This is a genomic window from Prosthecobacter sp. (assembly GCF_044236155.1).
Classification (GTDB): domain Bacteria; phylum Verrucomicrobiota; class Verrucomicrobiia; order Verrucomicrobiales; family Verrucomicrobiaceae; genus Prosthecobacter.
Genome location: NZ_JBIIHA010000020.1, coordinates 61,971 through 77,839 on the forward strand (window position 1 = coordinate 61,971; position 15,869 = coordinate 77,839).

The following is a 15,869-nucleotide window of genomic DNA, read 5'->3' on the forward strand; positions in this document are numbered from 1 at the left end:
GATCCCGTGAATCCGGAAATCATGCTCATGAGCACCCTGCACGGCGGCAAAGGCATCCTCCGCAGCACCGATGGCGGTAAAACGTGGGCCGACTTTCATCACGATGCGCCCAGCTACACCGCTCGCGGCTTCACCTACGGCGGCAAGCCTGGAAGCGTGCTTTATCACATGTTCGGCAACATGGCCCGCACCACGCAACTTCATGACTAAACTGCTTCCGTTCTTTCTCCTGACCACCTTGCATGCGGCGGATTCCACCACGCCTGGCGAGGTCACCACACCGTTTCCGACGATCACCAATCTCGCCGTTGAATGGAAAATAGGTGGAGATGACGACTCGGATGCCGCATGCGAGCTCAAGTATCGAAAAGAAGGCGAAACGGCTTGGCGCAATGGTTTGCCGTTGCGGCGAGTTCCGTCTGGAAAGAGCCAGAAGACCTCGCCGATCTTCACGTGGTCGAACCGGCTCAGCGGCAGCGTGTTCGATCTGGAGCCGGGAACAGCCTACGAGGTCGAATTGAAGCTCAATGACCCCGATGGCGGCTCAGTAGTGAAAATCGTGAAGGCATCGACTCGGCCCGAACCCATCGCCAAAGCCGATGCGGTGCTCAAAAACGGGTCGAAGGCCGATTTGAATGCCGTGAAGCCCGGCGAGGTGCTGTTGCTCGCCGATGGCGACTATGGTGCGGCGACATTCAATTGCGATGGCGAGCCGGGGAAGCCGATTGTGTATCGCAGCACGAGTGGAAAAGCCTTTTTCAGCGAGATCAGCCTCACGAATCGGAAGTGGGTCTATCTCGAAGGCGTCACCGTGAACGGCCCGGTGCGTTTGAACGGCACCGAGCACTGCGTCGTGCGTCGCTGCACCATCAAGTCGCAGTATGGCATCAAAGCCTACAAACCCGGCATGATGAACGCCTGCATCGAGGACAACGTCATCACTGGCATTCGCGAGTGGAAGCCGGAGATCATGGGTGCAGGCGGCGACAACGACGGCGAGGGCATTCAATTCACCGGCAGCGGCAATGTGATCCGTCACAACCGCGTCAGTGGCTTCCGCGACTGCATCAGCCACATGGAAGACGACGGCGCGGTGGAGCAAAGCTGCAACGACATCCTCAACAACGACATCGACAGCGGACTCGATGACGGCATCGAGGTTGACTTTGCCCTCAGTAACTGCCGCATCATTCGGAATCGCCTCACGAACTGTTTTGTCGGCATCAGCAGTCAGCCCGGCCTCGGCGGTCCGACCTACTTCATGCGCAATGTGATGTTCAACATCATCCACGAGCCCTTCAAAATCAGCCGCTTCAGCCAGGGAGATGTCATCATGCACAACACCGTGATCAAAGCCGGTGATGGCCTCGGCATTCACACCAGTGAGCCATTTGATCATGCCATGATCACCCACAACCTCTTCATCGGCGGCAAACCACCCGAAGGAGTCAAATACGGCGGCTACGGACCCGGAAGGGGCCGCGCCGTCGATGCGCAGCGCTTTGGCGACCATTGCGCCATCGATCACAATGCCTACGCTGTCATCGGCATGCCCTTCGAAGGCAAAATCCGCACCTGGACCTTCAAAACGCTTCCCGGCACCGACTTCGAAAAGCACGGACGCGTGTTGGAAGTGCCTGTCACACCTCCAGAAGACCCAGGACATCGCTACGAGCCTCAGGACCTCTCCGCGCTGACGGAAGCCGGTGCCTACGCCGGTGAAAAGAGGCCGGTGTATGGACCCCGGCCTTGATTGCATCAAAACGAACGATGTGACCCAAAACATGAATTGGAAAGAATCCTGCTGTGCGGGCATGAAAGCGCATTCATGGACCTTCTCACTGCGATTCAATCGAACCTGCTCAGCCCTGCCGTCTTGTTTTTTGTGCTCGGAGTCTTCGCGGCGGTGTCGAAGAGCGATTTGAAGTTTCCCGAGTCGCTCTACACCACGCTGACGATCTATTTGCTCACGGCCATCGGCTTCAAAGGCGGCGTGGCGATCCATGAGGCGGGCCTCGGTGCGGTGTGGCTGCCCGCTTTGGCCGCGATGGCGCTGGGAGGGCTGATCCCGCTGTGGACCTACCCGGTGCTGCGGAAGCTCGGCAAGTTCAGCGTGGCCGATGCCGGGGCCATCGCGGCGCACTACGGCAGTGTGAGCGCGGTGACCTTCATCGCGGCCACGAATTTCCTCAAAAGCATCCATGAGCCCTTCGAGAACTATGCGTCGGCCTTTCTTGCCGTGATGGAATCGCCCGCGATCATCGTCGGCGTCATGCTGGGCAAGGGCGTGCTCGGCGGCGGCAAGTTTTCGCTGAGTGATCCGGGCGTGCGGCATGCGCTGCGGGATGCGGTGCTCGGTAAAGGCGTGCTTCTGCTGATCGGGGCGATGGTGATCGGCTCGCTCTGCGGCAAGCGTGGCATGGAATCCGTCGAGGGCTTCTTTGTGACACCGTTTCAAGGCGTACTCGCGCTGTTCCTGCTTGAAATGGGCATGGTCGCAGGGCGTAGGCTCGGCGATCTGAAGAAAGTCGGCCTGTTTCTCCTCATCTTCGGCGTCACCGCGCCGCTGGTGCATGGTTTGGTGGGTGTGTTGCTCGGTGGTTGGGTGGGATTGAGTGTGGGCGGCACCACGTTGCTCGGTGTGCTGGCTGCGAGCGCCAGCTACATCGCGGCACCAGCGGCGGTGCGTCTTTCCGTGCCGGAAGCGAACCCGACCTTCTCGCTGACCGCCGCGCTGGCCATCACGTTTCCGTTTAACATCAGCCTTGGCATTCCGTTATTCTACGAGGCCGCGAAACTCCTCCACGCCTGATCCGCCATGAACCTGCATCCCATGAAACTCGTCACCATCGTCTGCGAAGCCGTGCTGGAGGAACGCATCGTCGAGGTGCTGCACGAATCCGGCGCAAATGGCCACACGGCCTTCGATGTGCGTGGCAGCGGTCGCCAGGGGCAGCGCAGCGCGGATCTCGTGGAGAGTGGCAACGTGCAGATCGATGTCATCGCGAAGCCGTCGGTAGCGGAAACGCTGCTCGCGAGGCTGCACCGGGATTTTTTCCAAGACTACGCGATGGTGGCGTATGAGAGCGAGGTGCAGGTGATGCGGCCGGAGAAGTTTTGAGTACGTTGTTCACGCTTTAGCGTGGGATTGCGTTCTGCACGCTAAAGCGTGAACAACGTACGGTCAGCGCTTCTTCGTCATCAGCTCTCGCAGAATCGGATTCGGGAAGCGACGGCTCGGCGTGATGGCGTAGAAGGTCTCTTTGATCTGCGGGAAGCGGTGGCGCTCCACCAAGGTGCCGCTGGCGAGTTCGTCTTTGACGACGACGGGTGGCACGAGGGTGACGCCGTTGGTTTCGCGAGCCATGAGACGGAGCATGGCCATGTCATCGACTTCGGCGGCGATGATGGGACGGATGCCGGTTTGATCCATGAGGACGTCAAAGGCCGCACGGAGGCTGCTTTCGAGGCTGGGCAGCACGATGGGTGTTTTGCGCAGATCCTCGGGGAAGCGAAAAGGCTTCATGCCGCGTGTTTTGTGGCCGACAAGGCTCACGGGCTGCTCGTCGAGCAAATGACTGTGCCAGCCGGTTTCGGCATCGCGACGCACGGGCGTATTGGAGAGCACGACATCGAGTGTGTGGGTTTGGAGTTGCGCCAAAAGCTCGCGCAGCGTGCCAGAGTGGATGATGAGCTCGACATCATCGCGGGTGATGAGCGGACGAAGGAAGCTGAGCTGGAAGTTTCGCGACAAATTTGATGCTGCGCCGACGCGAAGGAAGCCGCGGCTGCGTTTGGCGCGGTTTTGAAGGAGGTCGGTGAGTTCCTCGCCGCTGCGGAAGATGGAGTCTGCATACTCAAGAGCGATCTGACCGGCCTCGGTGAGCACGAGAGCCTTGTGTTTTCGCTCAAACAGCGGCTGGCCGAGGTTTTCCTCCAAACTGCGAAGCTGCACGCTGAGGGCCGATTGAGAGAGCTTCAGGTGCCGTGCGGCCTTCGTGAGGCTGCCCTCATGGGCGATGGCGCGGAAGTAGCGGAGGTGGTGGTAGTTCAAAAAGGCCATGAGGTCATGCTTTTAGCAAAGCGAACGATTCCTGGCAAAACATGAATTGGAGAGAAGCGAGGCCGGGGAGCATAAACTGCACCCGTGAACTCCACTCTCCCCATGACGACCCTCGCCCAGACCTCGCCACAGATGCTCGAAGCCCCCGAATGGATGACGCCGCTGGTTTTTGTGGCCGCGGTGATCGCGGGAACGATGATCCGGCAGGGACGCCAGGCTGCGGAGGGTGCGACGTGGGTGGCGCGGTTGTTTTTTGTGACGGCGCTGATCCTCGCGGGCGGGGTGATGCTTGCAGGGCCGATGCGGCTGGAGTTCGCGGCTTGGGGACCGGCGAAGCTGGCGCTGCTGGTCGATCCGCTCTCCGCGCTGATGTTTTTGTTGGTTAGTTTTCTGGGCATCGTGGTGACGCGCTACGCGGTGAACTACCTCGACGGCGATGCGCGGCAGGCGACCTTCTCACGCTGGCTGGTGTTGACACTCACGAGCGTGCTGGTGCTGGTGCTTTCGAGCAATCTGCTGCTCTTCACGGCGGCCTGGATCGCCACGAGCCTGAGTTTGCATCAATTGCTCACCTTCTACCGCGAGCGGCCGGCGGCGGTGATCGCGGCGCGGAAAAAATTCATCATCAGCCGGCTGGCGGACGCGTGCATGATCACGGCGCTGGTGCTGGTGTGGCGTGGGCATGGCACGTGGGAGTTTCATGAGCTCTTTGCGAATCCTGCGGGGCCGCACTCGGGTCTGGTGGCCGGTTTGCTCGTCGCGGCGGCGATGCTGAAATCCGCGCAGTTCCCCTTCCACTCCTGGCTGCCGGACACGCTGGAGACGCCCACGCCGGTCTCCGCGCTGATGCATGCGGGCATCATCAATGCGGGCGGCTTCCTCATCGTGCGGCTGAGTCCGCTGGTGACGCAATCCTCCACGGCGTTAAACACGCTGGCGCTGCTTGGAGCCTTCACGGCGCTGTTTGCCAGTGTGATCATGATGACGCAGACGAGCATCAAAAAATCGCTCGCATGGTCCACGGTGGCGCAGATGGGCTTCATGATGCTGCAATGCGGTCTCGGGGCCTTCGCACTGGCAATGATGCACATCGTGGCGCACTCGCTCTACAAAGCGCATGCCTTCCTGAGCAGCGGCAGCGTGGTGAATCTCGCGAAGTCGGCATGGACGCCGGTCGGACGGCCCGCAGCGCATCCGCTGGTGGTGCTGGGTTCGCTCGCGGTGTCGATCGCGATCGGTTTGGGTGTCGCGGCGGTGTTCAGCTTCGATCTGGCGAATGATCCGGGTCAGGTGCTGCTCATCGCGGTCTTCATCATGGCGATGTCTCATCTGCTGTGGACGCTCTGGAGCAGCAGCATGCGGCAAAGGCTCATCCTGCGCGGCATTGGTCTCGTCGTGGCGGCCACGGCGGCGTGTTTCGCGCTGCATGCGGGCTTTGAGCACCTGCTCGCGGCCAGCGTGCCGGCCTACGCACCGCTGCGCAGTGGCGTGGAGCACGCGGTGATGATCCTCGTGGCGCTGCTCTTCCTCGCGGTGCTCGTTTTCCAATCGCAACTGCCCGCCTGGTCCTCACGCCCAGCCTTCGCACGCTTCTATGTGCATGCCAGCAACGGCTTCTACCTCGGCACGCTCTTCAACCGGCTCACCAGCAAGCTCATCGCCTGAACCCTCATCTGACACCTCTTTATGAATACCACGCTCGAATCCGCCACGTCCGTCCTCGCCGCCAAACCGGCCGTCCTCACGGCTGACAAGCCGAACTGGCTGCGCCACGCCCGCAATGCCTGCCTGCGCGTGCCGCCGCTGTGGCCGCTGCAGAGTTTCGTCGCCGTGAATCCTTTCGTCGGCCTCACCGGCAAACCCTTTGCCGAGGTGTGCGATCTCATGCGCCAGGTGACGCATGAGAGCATGCTCATGAGCGTGGATTACTTCCGCCAGCAGTTCGCCAGCAGCCGCATCACCACGCAGGACCTCGCCGAGGCCATCGCGCACAGCGGCAGCGCCTTCAGCACCGCCGATCTGCTCGCCTGGCTGAAAAATCCCGAGCCGCAGCCGGTGAATGGCGTGCAAAGCCTCGCAGACATCGCCACCGCGCAATTGGGCGGCAAATGGAGCACGCTGGTCATCGAGGAGATCTCGAAATGGTGCGCCGCCTACTTCGATGAAGGCCAATCCGCCTGGCGCATGCCGTGGAAGAAGCTGCCGCTCTTCGCCGCCTGGCGTCAGGCCGCGCTCATCGATGCCACGCCGGAGCTGCTGGGCTTCCAGGGCTTTCGCAAGCACATCGCCCGACTGCCGGAGGACAGCGGCGAGGCCGTGAGCCAGATGCTGGAGCAGCTCGGCATCGCCCCCGCGCAGACGGAGAACTACCTGCACCGCCTGCTCATGACACTGCCCGGCTGGAGCAGCTACGTGCAGTATTGCGTGCGGGACAAAGCCATGCACGGCACGCATGACGAGTCGCTGCTCGACCTGCTCGCCGTGCGGCTCGTGTTTGAAACGCAGCTCTTGAAGCAATTCAGCACCTCCGGCATTCACGGTCACTGGCAGGACAGTTTCATCAGCGAAAGCGCACCCGATGTGCCGATGCAAAAACAGCTCCTCTGGCATGCCGCGCTCGAAAAGGGCTTCCAGCGCGATCTTTGCGCCAAGATCAGCGGCGCGGCGCAAACGGCCGCCAGCATCGAAAAAGCCCGCCCATCCCTTCAGGCCGTGTTTTGCATCGACGTGCGCTCCGAGGTCATGCGGCGGTCACTCGAGGCCGCATCGCCGGAGATCGAGACGCTCGGCTTTGCGGGCTTCTTTGGCATGCCCATCGAATACATCCCCTTCGGCCAGCGGCATGGCACCTCGCAGGTCCCCGTGCTCTTCTCGCCGAAATATCGCGTGCGCGAGCATCTGCCGCAGGCCACGCCGGAGCAGGAAAAAGACGCGAGAAAGCAGCTCCAGCTCGGACGCCGCGTCTCGCACTCGTGGAACGCCTTCAAGACCTCCGCGGTGAGCTGCTTCAGCTTCGTCGAGGCCGCGGGCGTCAGCTTCGCGTGGAAGCTGGTGAAGGACGGCTTTCAACTCGGCAAACGCGAGTCCCACACCTGCTCCACCTGCGCCGCGCCGAATCTCCACCAGCACAAGCGCCTCATCCCCGATCCGCTCGATGACACGCAGGCCGAGGCCGGCATCCCGCCGGAGGACCAGGTGCAGCTCGCGCTCGGTGCGCTGAAAAACATGGGCCTCACCTCGAACTTCGCCCGCCTCGTCATGCTCTGCGGCCACGGCAGCAACACCACGAACAATCCGTATGCCGCCGGGCTCGATTGCGGTGCCTGCGGAGGTCACGCCGGCGATTCCAATGCCCGCGTCGCCGCTGCCATCCTCAATCAACCGATGGTCCGCACTGTGCTGGAGGGCGAAGGCATCCGCATCCCGCAGGACACACGCTTCATCGCCGCGCTGCACGACACCACCACGGATGAGATCACCCTCTTTGATGCCGAAAAAGTCCCCGCCAGCCATCAGGGCGATCTCCAGCAGATCCGCGACTGGCTGCGCCGCGCGGCCAAGCGCACCCGCAGCCTCCGCGCCACCTCGCTCGGCCTCGGCGAGCACTTTGACGCCGAGCTCGACAGCAAAATCCACGAGCGCAGCCGCGACTGGTCGCAGGTGCGGCCTGAGTGGGGCCTCGCGGGCAATGCCGCCTTCATCGCCGCGCCACGCGAGCGCACGCGGCATCTCAATCTCGGCGGACGCGTCTTTTTGCACAACTACCGCCACAGCGCCGACACCACGAAAAGCACGCTCGAGCTCATCATGACCGCGCCCATGGTCGTGGCGAACTGGATCAACCTCCAATACTACGCCAGCACCGTGAACAATCGCCTCTGGGGCAGCGGCAACAAGGTCACGCACAACGTCGTCGGCACCTTCGGCATCCAGCAGGGCAACGGCGGCGATCTGCAAGCCGGCCTGCCACTGCAAAGCGTGCACAACGGCGAAACCTGGATGCACGAGCCCGTGCGCCTCAGCGTCCTCATCGAAGCCCCGCGCAGCGACATCGACGCCGTCATCTCGAAACACGAAAGCGTGCGCCAGCTCGTCGAAAACGGCTGGCTCCACCTCTTCGCCATCGAGGACGAGGGGCGTGTGATCACGCGGCGCGGTGCGGATGGCCAGTGGCAGGCTTGAAGCGCGACCTCAGCGGATCTTCCAGATCTTCACGTCGTCGATCCAGACGGTGTTGGGGATCAGAAAGCTGAACCAGCGCTTCATCGGATGCGCAAAGCCCTCGGAGCGGTGTTTGGCGATGAGTTTGCCGTCGAGCGTGAGACGCATCTCATCGCCCACCGTGATCAAGATGAGCTCATGCCACTCCGTGTCGGCCTTGAAGGGCACGTTGATGCTTTTCGTCTTCAGCAGCGCCTCGAGGTCGGCGGGGACTTTTTGCTTCTTCGCCACTGCCTCATCGCGTCGGCGGCGGTTTTCGAGGTTCATGACGCCGGTTTTGTGATCCACCAGTGTCACGCTGCTCTGGCTGAGGATGCCGTAGCAAAGGTGGCCGGCATGCACTCCCTTCGTCTCGCGGTCCACAAAACCGAGCTGCAAGGACTCGCCCTTGCTCAGCCCCGGAAACCGAAAACGCACCACCGCGCCGCCATCCGTGAACCCCGCCTCATGATGAATGTGCGCCGCGTGCTTCGCCGCCTCCGAGGCGCTCGCGACCTTCAAAACGCCGCCATCGATGTCCGCCATCTTCACATCCGGCACCCGGTCCGCCGTCGCGCTGTTCCAGCCATTGCCGATGGCCTTGGCGAGGTTGCCGTCTTCTTCGCGCTCGAAGGCATCGTGGAAGATCAGCGTTGAGTTTTTCTCCAGCCAGGCGGTGGTGTCTTGGGCGAATGCCGAGTTTGTGATGGCGAAGGTCGAAAGGAGGAGGAGAAGGCGCATGGGATGATGGATTGGCTGAGGATGAACCTCCTCTACGAAGAGTCTCTTTCGACAGAAGAATGGGGACAGAAGAATGAATGCTTGGATTCTTTTGTCCCCATTCTTCTGTCGATGGCTCCTGGATTCGACGTGTTGAGCCGAATCAGGCTGAGCAGACTACTTTAGCCCGCGCAGATACTCCAATGCTGCCGCACGAAACTCTGCCTCGCTCGGAGGCTTGCCGGTGCGCTGCTGGACATCGGCGAGGTGCTTCCGAGCCCAGTTGAAGTAGCGCTGGTGCGTGTGCCAGATGGGTTGTTTCTCGTTGTTTTCGTTGATGAGCCAGAAGCCGCCGGGTTTTTCGGGCGTGCCTTCGTTGTCGTAGAGTTCCCAGTAGAGCACGAAGGGGCAGCCCCATTCGAGGGCGGCGATCATCGTCTGGATGCTCTTTTCGTTTTGCACCTCGGGCGAGTAGCGACGCGCGGGGAAGCCGTATTCGCCGATAAAGACGCGTTTGCCGGGGATGCCGGGCTTGGGCTTCAGCTTGGACTCGAGGTGGTTGAGCGTGGCGTGGAGATCGTCGCGGATGCCGCGCTGAAGGCTGTCGTAGCAGGAGTAGCTGACGAAATCGACATCGACCTGCGGGAGGATGTCGTTGGCGAGGCATTGGCCGCCTTTGAGGTAGGGCTCGACGAGGTTCGCCTCGGTGTAGTGCCAGACTTCAACGTTTTGATGCGGCGTGTCGCGCTTCGCATCGTCGATGGCTTGCTGGCGGACCTTGAGCCAGGCGATGAAATTGTCGCCAAAGTGCTCGGGGAAGGGCTGTTTCGGGTCAAAGTGCGGCCGCAGATGCCAGTCGCCCTCCCAATGGCCGAGGTAGAACTTTTTGCCGCTGCCGCTGTAAGTGCGCAGCAGGTGCGCGGTGAGGTCAAACATCTCGCGATACTCCAGATCCCGCTCCGCAGGCTTGAAGGTGCCCGCGCTGCCATGCGTGGTGAAGGGATAAGCCCAGATGAAAATGTGTGTGAACGGTATGTCGAGCACCGCGCGATGCGTCGGGTCCTTTGCGGCGATCTCCGCGAGCGTTTGCAGTCCCAGCTCATTCTTGAGCACATTCGCCTTCGTTTTGCCAAACGAGGCCTGTTTCGAGATCGAGAACTTCATGATGCCCGACCCCAGCTCCGCGATCAGCTTCGCACTCTCCATCAACGGCTCCTCCGCCGTGAAATGATACCGACCGCCGATGGCCTGCGTGCCGAGAAAGAGGTTCGGCGGCTCCGCCGCCAATGACGAAACCAGAATGGCGAATGATGAAAAAAGGAGGAGGCGCATGGGCGAACTCACTAGCCTATAAAGTCCAGTAACTCTCTGTAGTCTTTGAGAACCACAGCAATCGCCTTGGTCGCGTCAAAGTGCCCATCAACGACCTCATCATGATAAATTCGATACAATGGCCCTCCTTCTCCATCGCGGGTGTTGATGAAATAGGGGTCACCAGTCCCAATATTGCATCCGCCGACTGGAACATAACCAGCCTCGGCTACGGCAATTCCCGGATAGAGGTCGGTTTGTTCGGATTGAATGCCCGACTCGTCGAGGATTTCGATCTCAGTACCAACACCGGAGCTGTCACATTCCTCTGGAACGGAGAGTTCGCGACCAATCAAGCCGTGCCTTTGCACGAATGAGAACCAGTAGGGAGGCATGAGTTTGAGGTGGCTGATCGATTGTGATTTAGGGAATATCGCTTCACTTCCCCTTCTCCAGCCTCTTCCTCCACCTCGGCAGTTCCTTGCCGAGGAGTTCGGCGGGGCGGGTGCTGAAGAAGTCGTAGGCGACTTTGTTTTTGGCGGCCATTTCTTGGAAGGTGTGATAGACGATGCCGTCGTCGGCGCCGGCGAAGATGGGCTTGGCGGTTTGGAGGTCGTAGAAGCGGGCCCAGAGGACGGCGGTGGAGGCGGGGTCGGCGATGTAGTCTGTCTTGCCTTGGTCGTTCTTCGTTTTGCGCAGGCCGGTGAGGCGGTGGGCGTCGAACCACTTCAGCGCGGACTCGATGATGGCGACAACTTCGGGCGTGGTGGGGCCGCTGCGCATGAGGAACTTCACGAGGTTTGCGGATTCGCCTCCGCTGAGTGACGGCGGCTCTTTGGCGCGGGCTTTGACGGGCTCGAGCGTGAGCGGATGATGCTGCGCGCACCAGACGGTGGGCTGGTCATCGATGCGGACCTGCATGGCGGCGATGCAGGCGATGCCTTGGTCGAACGCGGCCTGCGCCCGCTGCTTCAGCGCAGCATCGGCGAAGGCGAAGTGGTTGTCGCCCTCGGCGAGGTCGTGGAGGACCTCCAGGACGTGGATCATGGCATCGTCATTGAGCGTGATGGCCTCGTGGTAGCCGCGCTCGACGGGGTAATTTTGAGGCCAGCCGCCGTTCGGATACTGCGCGGCGAAAACGTAGTCGAGACCCTTCATCAGCGCGGCCTTCACGTCGTCGCGCTTCGTGGCGGTGAAGACACCGGCGAGGAACTTGATGTGCTCGGTGGTGGTGCGGTTGTCAAAGGTGCCGCAGTAGTGCCAGGCGTCGCCTTTTTGCGAGGTCCAGTGCGTGCCGGGCTGGCGCGGGCCTTTTGTGTAATCGACGGCCTTTGACCAACCGCCGGTGGGTGTCTGGTAGCTAATGACGATGTTGGCGAGCTTTTGGTTTTCCGCGCTGGCAAACCACTCCGCAGGCGTGTCGCTATCGAACTCAAACTCGGCGCGATTGCCCGGCGCGGGCTTGGCCTCGGCTTTGGTGCGTTCTTCATCGAGAAGGCGGTGCTCCTCGGCGGCAAAGGCCTTCGATTTGGCAATGTAGGCGGTCCATTCGGTGCGCTGGGCTTCGGGGAGCTTCGCGAGCAGGTCGTCGGTGAGCATCGTGAAGGGCTTTTCGGCGGCGAAAAGGACCGAAGGGACCAAAAGGACGGAAAGGGCTCGAGAGAGGCGCATGGTGATGAAATGGCTAATGAGGCGGCAGCGGTGGACCAATCGGATTTTGTGATGCCCAGCATCCATTCGCCTGATCGACAGACGGAGCCTCGGAACGACGCGAAAGAACCATCGGAGGCTTGTCATGGCAACCGCCACATCAGATTTGGGAACCTTGGAAGTTTCGCTTTGAAAAACTGGCATCGGGAAACAGACCCTCTACAGTGCGTCTTGACCATGCCTCACAACCAAGCGCCTCTGTCCGTCACTTTGCCCAAAGACCTCACCGCGAGCATCGCGGTGTTTCTCGTGGCGCTGCCGTTGTGTCTTGGCATCGCGCTGGCATCGAATGCGCCGCTCTTTGCGGGTTTGATCTCGGGGATCGTGGGCGGGATCGTGGTGGGCATGCTGAGTGGCTCGCACAAGAGCGTGAGCGGACCTGCGGCGGGTCTGACGGCCATCGTGGCGGCGCAAATCGCGGCGCTGGGCAGTTTTGAGGCCTTTTTGGCTGCGGTGGCGATGGCGGGCGTGATCCAGATTTTGATGGGCACCTTCCGCTTGGGCTTCATCGCCTCGTTTTTCCCGATGAGCGTCATCAAGGGTCTGCTCGCCGCCATCGGCCTCATTTTGATCCTCAAACAGATCCCGCATGTGTTCGGCCATGACGCCGATGTGGAGGGCGAGATGAGCTTTGAGCAGCCGGACCATGAAAACACCTTCACCGAGCTCCTGGCGACGCTTTCGGACATCCTGCCCGGCGCGGCGCTGATCGGCATCGCGTCTGTTTTGTTCCTCCTGGCCTGGGACAAGGTGAAGGCGCTGAAAAAGCTGCCCGTGCCCTCCGCGCTGATCGTGGTGGTGCTCGGTGTTGGTATCAATTTGATCCTGCGGAAGATGGGCCACGCATGGGAGGTGAAGGCCTCGCATCTCGTGCAGGTCCCCGCGGCGGGTGATTTCAAGGCATTCCTCGGCTTCCTGCAATTCCCCGGTGTGGAGCACTTCAGCAATCCGCTCGTCTTCAAAGCCGCGATCACCGTGGCGCTGGTGGCCACACTGGAAACACTGCTCAATCTGGAGGCCGTCGATAAGATCGACCCCGACCAGCGCCAGTCGCCGCCGAACCGCGAACTCGTCGCGCAAGGCACCGGCAACCTCATCGCCGGCCTCATCGGCGGCCTGCCGATGACCAGCGTCATCGTGCGCTCCTCCGTGAACATCAACTCCGGCGGCAGGACGAAACTCAGCGCCATCCTGCACGGCGTGCTGCTCATTGTCTGCGTCGTCACCGTGCCGCACTGGCTTAATGAGATCCCGCTTTCGGCTCTCGCGGCCATTTTGATCACCACCGGCTTCAAGCTCGCCAGCCCGAAGCTCTTCAAAGAAATGTGGACCGAGGGAGCGCCGCAGTTTCTGCCCTTCATCATCACCATCTCGGCCATCGTGCTCACCGATCTGCTCACCGGTGTGCTCATCGGCCTGGGGAGCAGCATTCTCTTCATCCTGCACAGCAATCTGCGCCGCCCGCTGCGCCGCGTGATGGAAAAGCACGCGATGGGCGATGTGCTGCGCATCGAGCTGGCGAACCAGGTGAGCTTCTTGAACCGCGCTGCTTTGGAAAAAGTCTTTTTCAGCGTGCCACGCGGCGGCCGCGTGCTCATCGACGCCCGCGGCACCGATTTCATCGACCCGGACATTCGCGACCTGCTCTCCGATCTGCGTGACAAGACCGCGCCCGCCCGTGGCATCGAGGTGAGCTTCATCGGCATGAAGGATCACAACTTCTTCGACGACTACGTGCAGTTCATCGACTACACGAGCCGCGAGGTGCAGAGCGGCCTCACACCGCAGTCTGTGCTCGAGATTTTGCAGGCTGGAAACCAGCGCTTCCTCGCCGGTGAACGCATCCAGCGTGACTTTGGCCGTCAAGTCACCGCCACATCCACCGGGCAGTTCCCCATGGCCGCTATCCTTGGCTGCATCGATTCGCGAGCGCCTGCGGAGACCGTTTTCGACCTCGGTCTCGGCGACATCTTCAGCGCCCGCGTGGCTGGAAACATCGCCACCGCCGAGCTGCTCGGCAGTTTGGAATACGCCACCGCCGTGGTGGGATCAAAGCTCGTCGTCGTGCTCGGTCACACGAGCTGCGGCGCGGTGAATGCCGCCGTCGATCTGCTCGTCGCCGCGAAGAAAGCCAGCGAGGCAACGCCGTGTGCGAACCTCGACGGTCTCGTCACGGAAATTCAGCTCGCCATCAATCCCGCCACGCTCAAAAAGCCCGATGCGTGGGCTCCTGGTGAAAAAGCCGCCTACACGAACGAAATCTCGCGCCTCAACGTCATCCGCACCATCAAGACCATCCGCCAGCGCAGCACCACGCTCGACAAGCTCGTGCTCGAAGGCAAGATCGCCATCGTGGGTGCTCTTTATGATGTCACCAGCGGCGAGGTGAGCTTTTTCCAGACCGCGGAGTCCAGCACCGGCAAGCTCGGTGTGCCGATGGTGGCGGTGGCGTGAGCTGCTCACTTGTTCTCATCCCACCACTCCATCAGCATCTGGCGGGCGCGATAAACACGTCCTTCGACACCACGCACGGAGCAGTTTATCACCAGCGCGCATTCCTCGTGGCTCAGTCCTTCCATTGCGGTGAGCATCAGCGCGGCGCGGAGTTTTTCAGGAAGCAGGGCAAGACCGCGGTCGAGCTTTTGCAGCTCGCTTTGCAACTCGGCGTTCTCATCTGGAGTGCTTTGCGTGCACAACGGCGGCTTGTCCACATCGTCCAAAGTGATCGTGCTTTCGTTCTGACGTGCGGCGCGGGATTTGGCGCGGTCACGGCACAGATTCAGCGCGATTTGACACAGCCACGTTGAAAACTTCGCGCGCACCTCAAATTCTGGCAGCGCCTGCCATGCGCGCACAAAAGCGTCCTGACATACTTCGCGGGCGTCCTCGTTGGAGTGAAGCCAGCGCGTGCAGAAGCCGAACAATCGCTTCTCATTCTGTTTCACCAGCCACTCAAAAGCCGTCATGTCGCCTGACTGCGCGGCGAGCACCTTCTGCCGCTCCACACATTCCTGCGTCGCGTCATCGGTCACCGTGTTGAGGAGATCAATGGTCGCGGGCAAGGCTGTCATGGGTCCATTGCACCAGTTTTTTCGCCTGCGCGGGACGCAGGTAGCGCTTCATCGCGAAGAAATGATCCAGCGTCATGCGCTGCAGGTCGCCTTGGGCCTTGTTCAGTTTTGCGAGCGCGTCCTGCAGCTTTGCTTCGTCCACCTTGGACTCGCTGATTGCGGCAGCCAAGGCCAGTCCAGCGGTGCGAATCTCCTCTTTCAGACGTGATCGCTGCTTTTCGAACTCCTGCTCGATGGGCTCCAGTTTCTCATGCTGCTCGGGCGTGATGTCGAGATGCTCGTGCATCCAGGCGTGAAAGTCGGTGCCGCCATGATCATGGGCGTGTCCCTCGCCATGGCGATGAAGCGTCCAGTCCGTCACAAGCCAGGCGGTGAGCCCGGCCAGCATGACCGATGAGAGCACGGCTGCGATCATCCATTTGGCACGGGAGGTCATGGTGCGGCCCCCTCGCGGAAAAGGTTCATCGCGGGCGGGGTTGTGTGTGTTTTGTCGCGCAAGGCCAATGACCAGCCGATCACGCCCGCGGTCAGTATTCCGGCGCCGGCGGCCAGGATCAACAGCCAGTGCACAAATGAGCGCCAGCGCCGCATGCGCCCGTCGTCCACTCGCACCCGCGCCATGATCTCGTCTTCAAGCCGTGGCGGCATTGCGGCGGGTCCGGCCGTGGCGGCGTGCTTCAGCATCCGGTTCAGGTCTTGGTCGTTCATCGCGGACATTTTATGCACAAAATGCACTTCTTTTGAATCATTTTTCGATTTTGGGGTTCTAACAAGGAGAACAATCACCGCAGGCC

Annotated in this window: 15 protein-coding genes; 7 read left to right on the forward strand and 8 right to left on the reverse strand. The window is 61.3% G+C overall.

Annotated features, from left to right (window positions below):
- Window positions 1-6 precede the first annotated feature (6 nt).
- The 4 genes from ACILSE_RS16435 (at window position 7) to ACILSE_RS16450 (ending at window position 3,121) form a co-directional block, all read left to right on the forward strand.
- On the forward strand, window positions 7-210 hold the full coding sequence (locus tag ACILSE_RS16435; RefSeq protein ID WP_395718506.1) for a hypothetical protein: 204 nt from the start codon (window positions 7-9) through the stop codon (window positions 208-210).
- Window positions 203-1,753 (forward strand): right-handed parallel beta-helix repeat-containing protein, encoded by a 1,551-nt coding sequence (locus ACILSE_RS16440; RefSeq protein WP_395718507.1) that lies wholly within the window; start codon window positions 203-205, stop codon window positions 1,751-1,753. The genes ACILSE_RS16435 and ACILSE_RS16440 overlap by 8 nt, the downstream gene beginning before the upstream one ends.
- A gap of 75 nt (window positions 1,754-1,828) precedes the next feature.
- On the forward strand, window positions 1,829-2,812 hold the full coding sequence (locus ACILSE_RS16445) for a sodium-dependent bicarbonate transport family permease (protein ID WP_395718508.1): 984 nt from the start codon (window positions 1,829-1,831) through the stop codon (window positions 2,810-2,812).
- A 6-nt stretch (window positions 2,813-2,818) separates the two neighbouring features.
- Window positions 2,819-3,121, forward strand: a complete 303-nt coding sequence (locus ACILSE_RS16450) for a P-II family nitrogen regulator (protein ID WP_395718509.1) — start codon at window positions 2,819-2,821, stop codon at window positions 3,119-3,121.
- Window positions 3,122-3,184: 63 nt separating this feature from the next.
- On the opposite strand, the gene ACILSE_RS16455 is transcribed toward ACILSE_RS16450, so the two are convergent.
- A complete protein-coding gene (locus ACILSE_RS16455) occupies window positions 3,185-4,063 on the reverse strand; it encodes a LysR family transcriptional regulator (protein WP_395718510.1) in 879 nt (292 codons plus the stop codon).
- A 102-nt stretch (window positions 4,064-4,165) separates the two neighbouring features.
- On the opposite strand from ACILSE_RS16455, the gene ACILSE_RS16460 reads away from it, so the two are divergent.
- Window positions 4,166-5,728 carry an NADH-quinone oxidoreductase subunit L gene (locus ACILSE_RS16460; RefSeq protein ID WP_395718511.1) on the forward strand — a complete coding sequence of 521 codons (1,563 nt, stop codon included), beginning with the start codon at window positions 4,166-4,168 and terminating at the stop codon, window positions 5,726-5,728.
- 21 nt (window positions 5,729-5,749) lie between these two features.
- Window positions 5,750-8,245: a YbcC family protein gene (locus tag ACILSE_RS16465; RefSeq protein ID WP_395718512.1), complete on the forward strand. Its 2,496-nt coding sequence runs from the start codon at window positions 5,750-5,752 to the stop codon at window positions 8,243-8,245.
- 9 nt (window positions 8,246-8,254) lie between these two features.
- Here the strand turns inward: ACILSE_RS16465 and ACILSE_RS16470 are convergent, their stop codons facing one another.
- The 4 genes from ACILSE_RS16470 to pelA all read right to left on the reverse strand — a co-directional run bounded on the left by ACILSE_RS16470 (window position 8,255) and on the right by pelA (window position 11,965).
- Entirely contained in the window at window positions 8,255-9,004 is a 750-nt protein-coding gene (locus tag ACILSE_RS16470; protein ID WP_395718513.1) for a hypothetical protein, read from the reverse strand.
- Window positions 9,005-9,160: 156 nt separating this feature from the next.
- On the reverse strand, window positions 9,161-10,315 hold the full coding sequence (locus ACILSE_RS16475) for a hypothetical protein (protein ID WP_395718514.1): 1,155 nt from the start codon (window positions 10,313-10,315) through the stop codon (window positions 9,161-9,163).
- 11 nt (window positions 10,316-10,326) lie between these two features.
- Window positions 10,327-10,689, reverse strand: a complete 363-nt coding sequence (locus tag ACILSE_RS16480) for a hypothetical protein (RefSeq protein WP_395718515.1) — start codon at window positions 10,687-10,689, stop codon at window positions 10,327-10,329.
- A gap of 43 nt (window positions 10,690-10,732) precedes the next feature.
- Window positions 10,733-11,965 carry a pectate lyase gene (gene pelA, locus ACILSE_RS16485; RefSeq protein ID WP_395718516.1) on the reverse strand — a complete coding sequence of 411 codons (1,233 nt, stop codon included), beginning with the start codon at window positions 11,963-11,965 and terminating at the stop codon, window positions 10,733-10,735.
- A gap of 216 nt (window positions 11,966-12,181) precedes the next feature.
- Here pelA and ACILSE_RS16490 point away from each other — a divergent pair, with 216 nt between their 5' ends.
- Window positions 12,182-14,458 (forward strand): bifunctional SulP family inorganic anion transporter/carbonic anhydrase, encoded by a 2,277-nt coding sequence (locus ACILSE_RS16490; RefSeq protein ID WP_395718517.1) that lies wholly within the window; start codon window positions 12,182-12,184, stop codon window positions 14,456-14,458.
- A gap of 5 nt (window positions 14,459-14,463) precedes the next feature.
- On the opposite strand, the gene ACILSE_RS16495 is transcribed toward ACILSE_RS16490, so the two are convergent.
- From ACILSE_RS16495 to ACILSE_RS16505, 3 genes are read right to left on the reverse strand one after another with little or no spacing between them, the layout of a single operon-like run.
- On the reverse strand, window positions 14,464-15,075 hold the full coding sequence (locus tag ACILSE_RS16495) for an RNA polymerase sigma factor (RefSeq protein WP_395718518.1): 612 nt from the start codon (window positions 15,073-15,075) through the stop codon (window positions 14,464-14,466).
- Window positions 15,050-15,511, reverse strand: coding sequence for a Spy/CpxP family protein refolding chaperone (locus ACILSE_RS16500; protein WP_395718519.1), 462 nt, complete (start codon window positions 15,509-15,511; stop codon window positions 15,050-15,052). Before ACILSE_RS16500 ends, ACILSE_RS16495 begins: the two co-directional genes overlap by 26 nt.
- The gene (locus tag ACILSE_RS16505; RefSeq protein ID WP_395718520.1) at window positions 15,508-15,861 is read right to left on the reverse strand and encodes a hypothetical protein; all 354 of its coding nucleotides are present in this window, start codon (window positions 15,859-15,861) and stop codon (window positions 15,508-15,510) included. The genes ACILSE_RS16500 and ACILSE_RS16505 overlap by 4 nt, the downstream gene beginning before the upstream one ends.
- Window positions 15,862-15,869 lie beyond the last annotated feature (8 nt).

What these genes read in the sequence shown, in the direction of transcription:
- ACILSE_RS16480 (WP_395718515.1), bottom strand. Translation starts at nt 10,689, where the DNA reads ATGCCTCCCTACTGGTTCTCATTCGTGCAAAGGCACGGCTTGATTGGT.
- ACILSE_RS16460 (WP_395718511.1), top strand. Translation starts at nt 4,166, where the DNA reads ATGACGACCCTCGCCCAGACCTCGCCACAGATGCTCGAAGCCCCCGAA.
- ACILSE_RS16450 (WP_395718509.1), top strand. Translation starts at nt 2,819, where the DNA reads ATGAACCTGCATCCCATGAAACTCGTCACCATCGTCTGCGAAGCCGTG.
- ACILSE_RS16445 (WP_395718508.1), top strand. Translation starts at nt 1,829, where the DNA reads ATGGACCTTCTCACTGCGATTCAATCGAACCTGCTCAGCCCTGCCGTC.
- ACILSE_RS16440 (WP_395718507.1), top strand. Translation starts at nt 203, where the DNA reads ATGACTAAACTGCTTCCGTTCTTTCTCCTGACCACCTTGCATGCGGCG.
- ACILSE_RS16490 (WP_395718517.1), top strand. Translation starts at nt 12,182, where the DNA reads ATGCCTCACAACCAAGCGCCTCTGTCCGTCACTTTGCCCAAAGACCTC.
- ACILSE_RS16475 (WP_395718514.1), bottom strand. Translation starts at nt 10,315, where the DNA reads ATGCGCCTCCTCCTTTTTTCATCATTCGCCATTCTGGTTTCGTCATTG.
- ACILSE_RS16455 (WP_395718510.1), bottom strand. Translation starts at nt 4,063, where the DNA reads ATGGCCTTTTTGAACTACCACCACCTCCGCTACTTCCGCGCCATCGCC.
- pelA (WP_395718516.1), bottom strand. Translation starts at nt 11,965, where the DNA reads ATGCGCCTCTCTCGAGCCCTTTCCGTCCTTTTGGTCCCTTCGGTCCTT.
- ACILSE_RS16465 (WP_395718512.1), top strand. Translation starts at nt 5,750, where the DNA reads ATGAATACCACGCTCGAATCCGCCACGTCCGTCCTCGCCGCCAAACCG.
- ACILSE_RS16470 (WP_395718513.1), bottom strand. Translation starts at nt 9,004, where the DNA reads ATGCGCCTTCTCCTCCTCCTTTCGACCTTCGCCATCACAAACTCGGCA.
- ACILSE_RS16495 (WP_395718518.1), bottom strand. Translation starts at nt 15,075, where the DNA reads ATGACAGCCTTGCCCGCGACCATTGATCTCCTCAACACGGTGACCGAT.
- ACILSE_RS16500 (WP_395718519.1), bottom strand. Translation starts at nt 15,511, where the DNA reads ATGACCTCCCGTGCCAAATGGATGATCGCAGCCGTGCTCTCATCGGTC.